The organism is Vibrio sp. CJQ_6 (genome assembly GCF_043106745.1).
In the GTDB taxonomy this organism is placed as follows: Bacteria; Pseudomonadota; Gammaproteobacteria; order Enterobacterales; family Vibrionaceae; genus Vibrio; species Vibrio furnissii.
This window is the reverse complement of the sequence record NZ_JBICMV010000028.1, coordinates 418,597-432,012: the sequence shown is the minus strand read 5'-3', so window position 1 is coordinate 432,012 and position 13,416 is coordinate 418,597. Positions and strand designations below refer to the sequence as shown.

At 50.7% G+C, this 13,416-nt stretch carries 9 protein-coding genes; 6 read left to right on the top strand and 3 right to left on the bottom strand.

Translation table 11 applies throughout. The annotated features are described in order from the left end of the window. The first annotated feature begins 23 nt into the window (after positions 1–23). The 3 genes from ACF8PK_RS16810 (at position 24) to ACF8PK_RS16800 (ending at position 4,812) form a co-directional block, all read left to right on the top strand. Positions 24–1,328, top strand: a complete 1,305-nt coding sequence (locus ACF8PK_RS16810; protein ID WP_392442544.1) for an inosine/guanosine kinase — start codon at positions 24–26, stop codon at positions 1,326–1,328. 321 nt (positions 1,329–1,649) lie between these two features. Continuing rightward, complete coding sequence (locus tag ACF8PK_RS16805) at positions 1,650–3,365, top strand: GGDEF domain-containing phosphodiesterase (RefSeq protein WP_004727776.1); 1,716 nt, start codon at positions 1,650–1,652, stop codon at positions 3,363–3,365. 223 nt (positions 3,366–3,588) lie between these two features. Further along, entirely contained in the window at positions 3,589–4,812 is a 1,224-nt protein-coding gene (locus ACF8PK_RS16800) for a diguanylate cyclase (RefSeq protein WP_392442540.1), read from the top strand. Here the strand turns inward: ACF8PK_RS16800 and ACF8PK_RS16795 are convergent. The 3 genes from ACF8PK_RS16795 to ACF8PK_RS16785 form a co-directional block, all read right to left on the bottom strand. After that, entirely contained in the window at positions 4,739–5,845 is a 1,107-nt protein-coding gene (locus ACF8PK_RS16795; RefSeq protein ID WP_392442538.1) for a S1 family peptidase, read from the bottom strand. The genes ACF8PK_RS16800 and ACF8PK_RS16795 overlap by 74 nt on opposite strands. A 154-nt stretch (positions 5,846–5,999) precedes the next feature. Continuing rightward, a complete protein-coding gene (gcvT, locus tag ACF8PK_RS16790; protein ID WP_392442534.1) occupies positions 6,000–7,133 on the bottom strand; it encodes a glycine cleavage system aminomethyltransferase GcvT in 1,134 nt (377 codons plus the stop codon). 303 nt (positions 7,134–7,436) lie between these two features. Then, positions 7,437–8,060 carry a helix-turn-helix domain-containing protein gene (locus tag ACF8PK_RS16785; protein ID WP_004727772.1) on the bottom strand — a complete coding sequence of 208 codons (624 nt, stop codon included), beginning with the start codon at positions 8,058–8,060 and terminating at the stop codon, positions 7,437–7,439. Between the two features lie 438 nt (positions 8,061–8,498). Between ACF8PK_RS16785 and ACF8PK_RS16780 the strand changes: the two genes are divergently transcribed. The 3 genes from ACF8PK_RS16780 (at position 8,499) to gcvP (ending at position 13,201) form a co-directional block, all read left to right on the top strand. Then, positions 8,499–9,806: a serine hydroxymethyltransferase gene (locus tag ACF8PK_RS16780; RefSeq protein WP_004727771.1), complete on the top strand. Its 1,308-nt coding sequence runs from the start codon at positions 8,499–8,501 to the stop codon at positions 9,804–9,806. A 96-nt stretch (positions 9,807–9,902) separates the two neighbouring features. Then, positions 9,903–10,283, top strand: a complete 381-nt coding sequence (gene gcvH, locus ACF8PK_RS16775; RefSeq protein ID WP_004727770.1) for a glycine cleavage system protein GcvH — start codon at positions 9,903–9,905, stop codon at positions 10,281–10,283. A 53-nt stretch (positions 10,284–10,336) separates the two neighbouring features. Then, positions 10,337–13,201: an aminomethyl-transferring glycine dehydrogenase gene (gene gcvP, locus ACF8PK_RS16770; RefSeq protein WP_392442530.1), complete on the top strand. Its 2,865-nt coding sequence runs from the start codon at positions 10,337–10,339 to the stop codon at positions 13,199–13,201. Positions 13,202–13,416: the final 215 nt, after the last annotated feature.

Genomic DNA, 13,416 nt, shown 5'->3' with positions numbered 1-13,416 from the left:
CTTTCACAATGCCCACTTAACACATGAAGTTTCCTGGACAGCGCAAATCTAAGCATTATTTTCCGACGCACGCCCGTGATCCGTTGGTCAACCAAATCCAACAAACCCCACTACTCCATCGCCCTACGATCGTCGGTGTCGGTCAGACCATCGTTGATATTGAAGCGCGCGTGGATAATGCATTCTTAGACAAATACAGCCTGAGTAAAGGACATTCTCTGGTACTGGAAGAGAGTCAAGCCGACGCGCTTTACCAAGAACTGGTCGAACGGAATTTGATCACACACCAATACCCGGGTGACACCATTGGCAATACCCTGCACAACTATTCCGTGCTGGCGGACAGCAAATCGGTCCTACTCGGCGTGATGTCAAAAAACGTCGAAGTTGGCTCTTACGCGTATCGCTATTTGTGCCGCACGTCGTCACGCATGAACCTCAACCATCTTCAAACCGTGGATGGCCCAATTGGCCGTTGTTACACCCTCATTTCTGAAAATGGTGAACGTACTTTTGCGATCAACGAAGGTCACATGAACCAGTTGCATCCTGAAAGCATTCCTGAAGACGTATTCGACAAGGCGTCCGCTTTGGTGGTCTCTTCATATCTGATGCGCGGTAAGCCAAACGATCCGATACCTCAAGCCGTACAACGCGCCATTGAAATTGCCAAAGCGAAATCGGTGCCGGTGGTACTCACGCTTGGCACGAAGTACGTGATCGAAGGCAATGAAACATGGTGGCAAGACTACCTCAAAGAACACGTCACCGTTTTGGCGATGAATGAAGAAGAAGGTGAAGCGCTGACCGGCGAAAAAGATCCGCTTCTGGCTGCCGATAAAGCACTCGAATGGGTCGATTTGGTGTTGTGTACCGCTGGCCCAGTTGGCCTATACATGGCCGGTTATGTCGATGAAGCCGCTAAACGCGAAACCGAACTGCCGCTGCTGCCGGGCAATATTGCTGAGTTCAACAAATACGAATTCAGCCGCGCAATGCGCCAGCAAGACTGCGAGCAGCCACTGCGTGTTTATTCTCACATCGGCCCATACCTTGGCGGCCCCTTAGAGATCAAAAACACCAACGGTGCTGGCGATGGCGCGTTGTCGGCATTGCTGCACGACATGGCGGCCAACAGCTACCACCTGCGCAATGTACCCAATTCGGCCAAGCACGATCGACACTATTTGACCTACTCGTCGCTATCGCAAGTGTGCAAATATGCCAACCGCGTCAGCTACGAAGTGTTAACGCAGCACTCGCCACGTCTGTCACGTGCGCTGCCTGAACGGGAAGACAGCCTAGAAGAAACCTACTGGGATCGATAAATCGTTCACGAAGACTGGCACTCCACCACTCATATGGATTAGATTAGCGGCTTGTAAGCCGCTTTTTTTGTGCTTCAACATAGTCGACTAACACAAATCATTCTCAATAGATATTCAATGTGTTGAAAAGTATGGGTGTACGCACGCTTATCATTTACATGGAATTTCATAATTGAGACATTCTTTCATAAAAGATATAGTTGACGCCTAAAAGAAAATTAAATTAATAACTTTGTTATCAACGCCTTTTATTTTTTAACGTTGTTGCTTTAACTTTAGTGCTCAGAATCCGTATGGTTCAGTAGAGCTAGGTGCATTGATATGTCATTGACGCAGGAAAAACCCGCAGACGTGATCAATATGTTTTCAGACGTCTATCAAAAACGTTTGATGCATATCTTTGACGTATTCAGCGAGGGGATTTTTCACATGGATGAGCAGGGCTGTATGACATTTTACAACCCTGGCTTTTATCAACAATTTGGTTTCAATGCTTCCACAATCACTTTGAATGAGTGGTTCACTGTCGTTCACCCGCAGGATCGTGAGGATCTGGAAGCGCGGGTGCATCACCATGTTGCGAGTATCGGCCGAGCCACCGCGCAGTACCGAGCACGTAAAAGCAATGGGCAGTATGTTTGGATTGAAGGCACCGCCGTCACCTGCCAGCGGGATGGCGAAACGTTTATGGTTGGCAGCCATCGGGATATCTCTGATCAGAAGTTGATGGAGTCTTATCTCAATCAGGCGGCGTTTTACGATAACGTTTCAGGCTTAGCCAACGCGACCAAACTGCTCAAAGATATTGATCAAATTAAACTCGACGACCAAAAGTCGGGCACCTTGCTTTACATCCAAATTGACGACATCAAATCCTACTTGAACCAATACGGTACGGAAGTGGTGCAGCACATTTTGCACCATTTGATCTCCGCGCTAAACAGCGTGACCAATCCTGACACCGAATTCTATCGCGTTCGCTCCGATGACTTTGCCCTATTGCTGAGTCAGAACATCAGCCATGACGCGCTGACCGCGTTGTGTCACGACATCTTGGATCGCTACGCAAAATCAGCGCAAGAACATGGGCACTTGTTTGGCGACAGCATGAGCATCGGCGTCTATCCTGAATTTTCAAATGCGTACAGCGCCGAGCAGATCATCAATATTGCCTCACGCACTTGTCAGTACGCTGGTGAGAAAAAGCGCTCGCGGATTGAAATCTACAACGGCAAAACGCAGCGTGCAGTTGATCGCTTCTTCTATATCGAGCGCGGGCTCAAAGAAGCGCTGCAATCGCGTTCACTCTCCGTCAAATTCCAACCCATTTTGAATGCACAAAGCGGCCAAGTATCGAGCTTTGAAGCGCTGGTACGTTGGCGTTCCAAAGAGTTTGGCGAAATTTTCCCCGACGAATTCATTCCCGTGGCCGAAGAGAAGGGGTTAATTACCGACTTGGGTTATCAAGTCTTTGAAAAAGCGTGTGAATTCATCAGTCGCTACAACAAAGTCAACGGCGTGAACATTCGCGTCAACATCAACGTTTCGGTGTTGCAACTGCTCAATAGCACCTTCCCTTCCAACATCAAAATGATGGCCAGTGAAGCGGGCATTGATCCTCAATCCATCGTGTTAGAACTGACGGAAACCGTGATTTTGGATGGCAACAAGAATGCGCTCAATCAATTGGAAACCCTGAGCAAAATGGGCTTTCAGCTCTCTTTGGATGATTTTGGCACCGGCTTTAGCTCCATTCACAGCTTTTTCGATTTGCCGTTGAATCAAATTAAAATCGATCGTTCTATGGCCACAAAAACCTTGACCAACCAAGCCTCCGAAGAGTACCTGAGCTTCATCATTCAGCTCAGTCGTAGCAAAGGCGTCGACATCGTGATTGAAGGCATTGAGAACAGCGACATGTTTAGGAAGTTTCGTGCAATGGGCGCGTCCTATTTGCAGGGCTACTGGTTCTCGAAACCACTGTCGCTTGCCAGTGCCAGCCGTTACACACTGTCTAGCAACCTCACCACTGGTTAAACCACACGATGTGAACTCGCTCTGATTCAAAGCGATGTTCATAAATCCTTCATCTAAGTGACTGGATTTTAGTGAGATTGCTCCATAATATCGCCGAAACATACGGAAGTGTTTCAGGCGCATGATCCTCAATCAAACCCCAATATCCAGCTCATCATCCTTTCAACTGGAGGTTAAATGCCTTCTGTTTACGCTCGTCATCGTGTTCCTGATTAATACGCCGATGCGCTACGTAAAATCTGACAAAGAATCCGACTTCGCCGCGCAACTCAAAACGTTAGAAAATACCCTGATCCTCAAACGCAACCTGGCGTCGAGCTTCCTCGCCATCGGTGACTCGCACATTGCCACCCGTTATTTTGACGATCCAGCGCCGTTTTTAGATCTCGCCAATCAGTTGCTCGCCACCCAATCCTTGATCAAATCCATGACGATCGTGGCGAAGACGCCGCCCGTGGGGTATCGCTACCAACGTTGGATCACCACTTACAACCGGTTTTACAGCAGCAGCCTCAATCGCCAGAAAACGCAACTGCTGCTCTCACCGCAATGGGGCGTATTCACCGAGTTTAAGGCCATCTATCGCCATCAGCGCCACATCGGGTATCTGGTGTTGGAGATCGATCTCAATGAATTTTCTGAAATTGGCGGCGACAACATCCTGCTCATCAATCAGCTCGGCACCGTCTATTCCAGCTCTCATACCGGAATCGACAGCCTGAGCAATTTGAGCGATAGCTTGCCCCATGTATGGCAGGATTTACAACGCTCTAACCGCTTTGCCGGTTTATTTGAATACGATGATTTTAGCTTTATCTACCGCAAACTCGATCTGCTGAATGACGGCAAAACCTACTTGGTCAAAGTGGTCGATAACCATGAACTGGTTCCGCCCTACTTCTACTTGATTTTGATGTTCGGCAGCATCACAGCGGGCGTGAGCCTCTACCTGTATCGCATTCGCAAAGACAAACAGGAACTGACGAAAATCACCTTCACCGACGAGCTTTCCGGGCTGCACAATCGCCACTATTTGAAAAAAGTCAGTCGTCAGCTCAAAGCGCATCACCGGTATCATTTGTGTATTCTGGATATCGATCACTTCAAGTTGGTGAACGATAAATATGGCCATGACATTGGCGATCAAGTGATTAAGCGCGTGGCCTCTGTGATCAAAAGCCGCATTCGCTTATCGGATTATGCGTTTCGTTTTGGCGGTGAAGAGTTCGTGGTGGTGATCAAAACTGACTCTGCCGAACAAGCTGTGCGTATTTTTGACCGGATTCGCGAGGATGTGGCGCTGTATGTACAAGCGCCGAAAGTGACGATTTCAGGCGGTGTTTGGCCCGTCACCGAATCGGTGGATGCCGCAATCAAACACGCCGACCGTTTGTTGTATATGGCGAAAGAACAGGGCCGCAATACGATTTTGAGTGAAGCCGCTTAACCCGACGCGCACGCCACAATCCCAGGACCAATAATGCACCAAAGCTCACTATGTTCAGCGAACCGCCGCCGCCACTGTCGGATGTTGTCGTTCCATTGAGATAAGCAACCCGTTTGTCATCCGTGGCCACAAAATCTGGCGTTTCGCTGCCAGCCAGCACGCTGTTGATCCAACTGGTGTAGTCAACCACTTCGGTAAATACTGCATCGGCGTTGGACATGGTCCACGGGTTGCCGCACGTGGTGGGGCCAAAACTGACAATGCCCACTTGTTTTAATGTACCGCTGTCATTCCAATAAATGGGGCCACCCGAGTCGCCCTGACAGGTGCCGTTGTCCAGCCCCGTGGTCACGCTGGTATCACCACCAAAACAGATCTGTTTGCTGGTCAGCGCAGTCAAATCCAACTGACACGTCGCGTTCGAGACATAGTTCATGTCGGTCACCAGCAGGTCGTCACTGTCATCGGTGCCGGTACTGGTATTGCCATGGCCGACGGCTTCAAACACATTGTCGTTGGTATCATTATCTGTGTTATCGGTTCCTAAGCGATAAGTCTCAGTACTGGGGATATCGGTATAGCCAATCACGTTCAGGGGCGATTCTAACTTGATGATCGCAATGTCATTCGGCCACAGGTTGGTGGAGGAGTCTTCATACCCGGGATGATAATAGAACTCAGACGCTCGCACGGTTTCAATATTGCCGTTCGGGAAGGCGGATTCACTGTCAGTTTGCGCCACCACCGTAAACAAATTGTAGTTTTCATCTAAATTGCCGGAGCCATCAAAGATACAGTGTGCGGCCGTAAGCACATGCGTCGCATCCAGCATGGTGCCGCCGCAATAACTGCCGACACCATAGACGCCATCGTATTCAATGCGGTCGTAATACAGGCTGACAAACGAGTCATACGTCGTCACCGAGGTCGTGGTGCCGTTAACGATGTATGTGGTCACGTCCGTCGTGGCTGCCAATGCGGGTACAGCAGCAAAGAAACTGGTGAGCGCCGCCAACGCCTTCCATGTCGTCATGTCGATATCCTTAAAGTAAACCTGCTCAGATAGTACTTGATACGTACCATTCAGCAACACTGGCCTTACGCGCCAGTCAAAGCGTCAATAAAAGTATGCATGATAAATAAAAAAACAGCCCCTAAAAAGGAGCTGTTGTCGCAAATTCAATCGCTTAGCCGCGGTAGTAACGTTGCGGTACAAACGGCATTTTTTCCACCAGCATCGGCAGCATTTTACCGCGCACTTCAGCAAACACTTCCGTGCCAATGGCCGCTAAGTCGGCACGCACATACGCCATAGAAACCGGAATTCCCGCAGTTGGACCAGCAGTGCCGCTGGTCACGAGACCAATTTTTGCGCCATCGGCATCAAACAGTTCGGTGCCTTCACGCACAGGCGCTTTGGTTTGACCAACCAGACCTACACGTTTGCGCGACACATCTTTTGTCGCGATTTGCGACAGAATGATATCCGCACCTGGGAAACCACCTTCACGCGCGCCGCCCGTGCGACGAACTGGCTGAATTGCCCACAGCAGGCTGGCTTCAACCGGTGTGGTGGTTTCATCCAAATCGTGACCATACAGACACAGGCCACACTCCAGACGCAGCGAGTCACGCGCGCCGAGGCCGATCCACTCCACTTCTTCAAACGCCGTCAAGGTGCGAGCCAACGCTTCGGCTTGGTCAGCTGGGACTGAGATTTCGTAACCATCTTCGCCGGTGTAACCACTGCGGCTTACGATGCAGTCGATGCCATCGATTTGCACTTGCTGGATATCCATAAACAGCATATCCGCGACCGCAGGTTGCAGGCGAGCCAGCACGTCAGCCGCTTTCGGGCCTTGCAGCGCTAGCAGCGCGCGGTCGTCAATGATTTCCAGCTCGACACCTGATGGCAAATGCGCCTGCAGGTGATTGATGTCTTGGTCTTTACAGGCCGCGTTCACCACCACAAACAGGTGATCGCCCAAGTTCGCAACCATCAGGTCATCCAGGATGCCACCTTGCTCGTTGGTGAAGAATGCATAACGTTGTTTGCCTTCCGCTAAATCAACCACATCAACCGGAACAAGCGTTTCCAGTGCGGCAGCCGCCCCTTCACCGTGCAGACGAAGCTGACCCATGTGTGAAACGTCAAACAGACCCGCCGCTTCGCGTGTGTGCAAGTGCTCTTTCTTCACGCCCAAGGCGTATTGCACCGGCATGTCGTACCCCGCAAAAGGCACCATTTTTGCGCCAACTTCCACGTGAAGCGCGTGCAATGGTGTGATCAGGAGTTCTTGTGTCGCATGTTCTTGAGTCATTTTCTTCTCCATTAAGCCAGACTCCGTCTTTTGAGTGTAGCCGCTAGTGTTTAGCAAAAACTGTCGCAAAAGTGCGCATCAGGAAACCATGTTTCCAATAGTGAACAAAGATGCCCTTGTTTTAGCGGATTAACAAGTTCAAAACAGTGAGAATCGTCATAATTAACAACTCAATCACATTTAAAGCGGTAAAAGAAAAACGCCGCACTGACGACATTCTCATCATTGCGGCGCATTTTTCTTCAATTCGCAACAAAAAGCAAACGGTTGCTTTCACTATAGGAAATTTTTTAGTTTTTCACTTTATTTGGCCGTGACCCACAAGATCAGCGCATCGTCCTCACTCACCGAGACCAACATGTGGCCCATATTGGCGTCATAATACACACTGTCACCTTCGGCCAGCAGCACCGGTTCATAGAACTCACTGTAGAACATCACCTCGCCTTCAAGGATCAACAGGAACTCTTCACCGTCATGGCGAACCCAGTCACCATACTCTTCAAATGCACGTGCTCGAACTCGGCTTTTAAACGGCATCATCTTTTTATTCGACAGTTGCGTAGCCAGCAATTCATGCTCATAAGTTTGGGTTGGATGCGGTTTACCCTGCCCTTTCTTGGTCACATCACGACGGCCGCTTGCCATAATTTTTTTAGGTGGCTCAAAGAGTTGAGGCATATCAATTTGCAAACCATGCGCCAGTTTCTGCATGGCTTGAAACGTTGGTGAGATCTGTTCATTTTCGATTTTGCTGAGTGTGGAACGAGCCAACCCCGTGCGTTGACTGGCCTCTTCCAGCGTGATGCCAAGCTTGGCGCGAATGTCTTTAATGCGCTGGCCGAGTTTAAGCGGTTCGATCGTTTGGTCGCCGGATTCCTTGGCGAGCGTCAATGATGGGTACTCATCATAAATGTCTTCTGACATGCTTTCCCTCGAATATTTATTCTTCCTGTCGTAAAAAACATTGTTGCACGAAGCGACAGAGTGATTAAAGAGCACAATCGGAAATAAAGCGTGCTTTAGGTAGCAAAAACCGAAACCGTGTTTCCTATAGGAAATTTTTGATTGATTGTTCATATCACAGGGAGTATGTTACGTCCTTGTTAGATGAAGAGATGCAAGTTACCGCGTTCAAGTGGCAAGGATTTAACATTTGGCTGCGGGTTTGGACCCTGTTTTTGGGGTCAGTTATCGGTGCAATCACCACGAGTCACCTCAGTGGCTCACCCGCGATTGAACCGATAGCCGTGATTAAGGAACAACCAACACATGCACGATTTTGCTTTGGCAGAATCGAAGAAGAAGGACCGACGAGCCGCAAGACGCTCAAACGCTCGTCAGATTATGGGAAGGTCATCTACCATGAACGCAAACGTGAACAAAGCTTACCAAAATCACAGCCTGGAGAGCTTCTTCTCCACGAACCTCGCGGCTACGGACGATGCGGTATTTGCCGGCATTCAAGCCGAATACACCCGTCAAAACGAACAAATCGAACTGATTGCTTCCGAAAACATTGTGTCGAAAGCCGTCATGCAAGCCCAAGGCACCTGCCTGACTAACAAATACGCGGAAGGCTATCCGGGTCGTCGTTACTATGGCGGCTGTGAGCACGTCGACAGCGTTGAAGCCATTGCCATCGAACGCGCAAAGTCACTGTTTGGCTGCGAATATGCCAACGTTCAACCGCACTCTGGCGCACAAGCGAACGGCGCAGTGATGCTGGCGCTGCTACAACCGGGCGACACCATCATGGGGATGTCGCTGGACGCTGGCGGCCACCTAACGCACGGCGCGCGCCCTGCTTTATCGGGCAAATGGTTTAACGCCGTGCAGTACGGTGTCGACCGCGCAACGTTGGAAATCAACTACGACGACGTACGCAAACTGGCGCTGGAAAGCCAACCAAAGCTGATTATTGCCGGTGGCTCAGCCATTCCACGCATCATTGATTTCAAAAAATTCCGCGACATCGCTGACGAAGTCGGCGCACTGTTGATGGTTGATATGGCGCACATCGCCGGTTTGGTTGCCACGGGCGCTCATCCAAGCCCGCTGCCACACGCCCATGTCGTGACCACCACCACACACAAAACCCTGCGCGGCCCACGCGGCGGCATGATTCTGACCAACCACGAAGAGATCATTAAGAAGATCAACTCGGCTGTATTCCCCGGCCTGCAAGGTGGCCCACTGATGCACGTCATCGCAGCAAAAGCGGTTGCATTTGGTGAAGCGCTAGGCCCTGAGTTCTCAAGTTATATTGATTCGGTGATCGAGAACGCAAAAGTTCTGGCCGAAGTATTGCAAACTCGCGGCTGTGACATTGTGACTGGCGGAACCGACACGCACCTGATGCTGGTTGACCTGCGTCCGAAAGGATTGAAAGGCAACGTGGTCGAACAAGCACTGGAGCGCGCGGGAATCACATGTAACAAAAATGGCATCCCTTTTGATGAAGAGAAGCCTATGATTACTTCGGGCATTCGTTTAGGTACGCCCGCTGGAACCAGCCGTGGTTTCGGTCGTGAAGAATTTAAACTCATTGGTGAGTGGATTGGCGACGTGCTGGATGGCTTAGTTGAAAGCCCTGAAGGTAACCCGGATGTGGAACAACAAGTTCGCAAACAAGTGAAGACGCTATGCCAGCGCTTCCCGCTTTACCAATAAACAGTTAATGACGCAGAAGGCGCATCAACGTCAAACCCAATTCAACGTTGATGCTCACCTTAGGCAGCAAATTCGATACATTTTGGAGATTATGCAATGGACAAAACACTGAAGTTTACAGACAGCCATGAATGGGTGCGCGACAACGGTGACGGTACAGTAACAATCGGCATCTCTGAGCACGCTCAGGAAATGCTGGGCGATGTTGTGTTTGTTGAACTACCCGAAGTCGACAGCGAATGCGATGCAGGCGAAAGCTTCTCACTGGTTGAATCTGTAAAAGCAGCTTCTGACATCTACGCGCCTGTATCTGGTGTGATTGTGGAAGTGAACGAAGACCTTCAGGATAGCCCAGAGCTAATCAACGAACAGCCATACGACGGCGGCTGGATTGTAAAAGTGAAACTGTCTGACGCAGCTGAACTCGACGATCTGAAAGACGCCGAAGAGTATCTGAGCTCTATCGAAGAAGACTAATGTCTCAGAATAAAGCTGCCCTTACGGGCGGCTTTTTTTCAAGGGAAAGGAAAATGACTGAATTACTTCACAGCCTAAGCACTCAAAATGAGTTCGTTGCTCGCCACAACGGACCCAACACCGCTGACCAAGCGAAAATGCTCAACACAATCAACGCGGCTTCTCTGGAAGCGCTGATTGCAGAAACCGTTCCAGCGAACATTCGTCTGGAAAAACCAATGAGCCTTGCGCCAGCGAAAAGCGAAGCCGACATGCTGACTGCCATGAAAGCATTCGCCCAACAAAACCAAATCAAACGCACTTTCATCGGTCAGGGTTACTACAACACCTTCACGCCCAACGTCATTCTACGTAACGTGATGGAAAACCCGGGCTGGTACACGGCTTATACGCCTTACCAACCAGAAATTTCTCAGGGTCGTCTTGAATCGCTGCTGAACTATCAACAAATGGTGATGGATCTGACGGGGATGGAAATCGCGAACGCCTCTCTGCTGGACGAAGCGACCGCGGCTGCCGAAGCAATGGCGCTATGTCACCGCGCAGGTAAGAGTAAGAGCAATGTCTTCTACGTGGCAGACGACGTTCACCCGCAAACCATCGAAGTGGTGAAGACTCGTGCGGCTTTCCTGGGTTTTGAAGTTCAGGTTGGCGCAATCGATTGCCTAGCAGAACAAGACGTGTTTGGTGCGCTACTGCAATACCCAAGCACCACGGGTGAAGTTCGCGATCTGACGGACATCATCGACAAAGCGCACGCCAATAAAACCTTGGTGACAGTCGCGACTGACCTGCTGGCCAGCACGCTGCTGAAACCTGCCGGCGAAATGGGCGCAGACGTGGTGATCGGTTCTGCGCAACGTTTCGGCGTGCCGATGGGTTACGGCGGTCCGCACGCGGCCTTCATGGCAACGCGTGATGCGTACAAACGTACCATGCCAGGCCGCGTCATCGGTGTATCTATCGATGCCAAAGGCAACCAAGCCCTGCGTATGGCGATGCAAACGCGTGAGCAGCATATTCGCCGCGAGAAAGCGACCTCCAACATCTGTACCGCTCAAGCGCTGCTGGCAAACATGGCCTCATTCTACGCCGTATTCCACGGTGCTGAAGGCCTGCGCACGATTGCTCGCCGCACGCACCACCTGACTGCAATTCTGGCCGCTGGCCTGACCAAAGCGGGCTTCGAACTGGCGCACAACAGCTTCTTCGACACCATCACCATCAATTCAGGTGCCAACACTGACGCGCTGTACCAGAAAGCACAGCAGGCCGACATCAACCTGCGTAAATTGCCTGTTCAACTGGGCATCAGCTTAGATGAAACCACCAGCATCGCCGATATCGAAGCGTTGTTTGGCGTGTTCGGCGTCAGCGAAAGCGTTGAAACGCTGTCGGCGTCGATTGAAACGAACGAGTTTGCTGCGATTCCAGAAAACTGCCGTCGTACGTCTGAATACCTGACTCACCCGGTCTTCAACACGCACCACAGCGAAACGCAAATGATGCGCTACCTGAAAAAACTGGAAAACAAAGACTTCTCTCTGACGCACGGCATGATCCCACTGGGCAGCTGTACCATGAAGCTGAATGCTGCGGCAGAAATGATTCCGGTGACTTGGCCAGAATTTGGCTGCATTCACCCATTCGCACCCAAAGCTCAAGCGGCGGGTTATGCGGCTCTGGCCAGCGATCTGAAAGCGAAACTGTGTGAAATCACCGGTTACGATGCGTTCTCACTGCAGCCCAACTCGGGTGCGTCAGGCGAATACGCAGGTCTTGTTGCGATTCAGCGCTACCACCAAAGTCGTGGCGAAGGCCATCGTAACGTCTGCCTGATCCCAAGCTCTGCGCACGGTACAAACCCGGCGACCGCATCAATGGTTTCGATGAAAGTCGTGGTGGTGAAATGTGATGACAATGGTAACGTGGATATCACTGACCTTGCAGAGAAAATCGAAAAACACAAAGACAACCTGTCAGCCATCATGATCACCTACCCGTCGACACACGGTGTGTACGAAGAACAGGTGCGTCAGGTGTGCGACATGGTTCATGCCGCTGGCGGTCAGGTTTACCTAGACGGCGCGAACATGAACGCTCAGGTGGGTTTGACGTCGCCAGGCTTTATCGGCTCTGATGTCTCACACTTGAACCTGCACAAAACGTTCTGTATTCCTCACGGCGGCGGCGGCCCGGGCATGGGTCCTATCGGTGTGAAATCGCATCTGGCACCATTCCTGCCAGGTCACATTGAAGGCGGCCTGGAAGGCACAGATTTCGCAGTTTCTGCCGCGGATCTGGGTAGCGCCTCGATTCTGCCTATCTCTTGGGCTTACATCGCGATGATGGGTGCAGAAGGCCTGACCAACGCGACTGAAGTGGCGATTCTGAATGCGAACTATGTGATGGAGCGTCTGCGTCCTCACTATCCGGTTCTGTACCGTGGCGCGAATGGCCGCGTTGCGCACGAATGTATTATCGACATTCGTCCGCTGAAAGAAGAAACCGGCATTAGCGAAGAAGACATCGCAAAACGTCTGATGGACTACGGTTTCCACGCGCCAACCATGTCGTTCCCTGTTGCGGGCACGCTGATGGTTGAACCAACAGAATCGGAAGATCTCGCCGAGCTGGATCGTTTCTGTGATGCGATGATCGCGATTCGCGAAGAGATCAACCAAGTTCATTCTGGTGTATGGCCACTGGCAGACAACCCATTGGTAAACGCGCCACATACACAAGTTGACCTTTCAAGCGACGAATGGGTTCACCCGTACTCGCGCGAAATCGCCTGCTTCCCTTCCGCGCAAGCGAAAGCCTCGAAGTACTGGCCAACGGTCAATCGTGTCGACAACGTCTACGGCGACCGTAACCTGATTTGCTCTTGCCCGAGCATTGAAAATTACGAAGAGTAATGACGTTTTTCACGTACACGCAAAAGGCGAACCTCAGGGTTCGCCTTTTTGATGGGTTGTTTTACACAACCTGATGGATTGTTATCGACGTGCGAGAAAACGATAAATTCTTGTATCGAGAAAATAAAATGACACTCCTGAAACATTTCCCCCTCAAAATAAGTTCAGAAATTCTATATAATACCGTGTTGAATATCACATTTGTACACATTGGA

Coding starts and splice junctions, on each gene's coding strand:
- gcvH (WP_004727770.1), top strand. CDS start 9,903: ATGGACAAAACACTGAAGTTTACAGACAGCCATGAATGGGTGCGCGAC.
- ACF8PK_RS16780 (WP_004727771.1), top strand. CDS start 8,499: ATGAACGCAAACGTGAACAAAGCTTACCAAAATCACAGCCTGGAGAGC.
- gcvP (WP_392442530.1), top strand. CDS start 10,337: ATGACTGAATTACTTCACAGCCTAAGCACTCAAAATGAGTTCGTTGCT.
- ACF8PK_RS16805 (WP_004727776.1), top strand. CDS start 1,650: ATGTCATTGACGCAGGAAAAACCCGCAGACGTGATCAATATGTTTTCA.
- ACF8PK_RS16785 (WP_004727772.1), bottom strand. CDS start 8,060: ATGTCAGAAGACATTTATGATGAGTACCCATCATTGACGCTCGCCAAG.
- ACF8PK_RS16810 (WP_392442544.1), top strand. CDS start 24: ATGAAGTTTCCTGGACAGCGCAAATCTAAGCATTATTTTCCGACGCAC.
- ACF8PK_RS16800 (WP_392442540.1), top strand. CDS start 3,589: ATGCGCTACGTAAAATCTGACAAAGAATCCGACTTCGCCGCGCAACTC.
- ACF8PK_RS16795 (WP_392442538.1), bottom strand. CDS start 5,845: ATGACGACATGGAAGGCGTTGGCGGCGCTCACCAGTTTCTTTGCTGCT.
- gcvT (WP_392442534.1), bottom strand. CDS start 7,133: ATGACTCAAGAACATGCGACACAAGAACTCCTGATCACACCATTGCAC.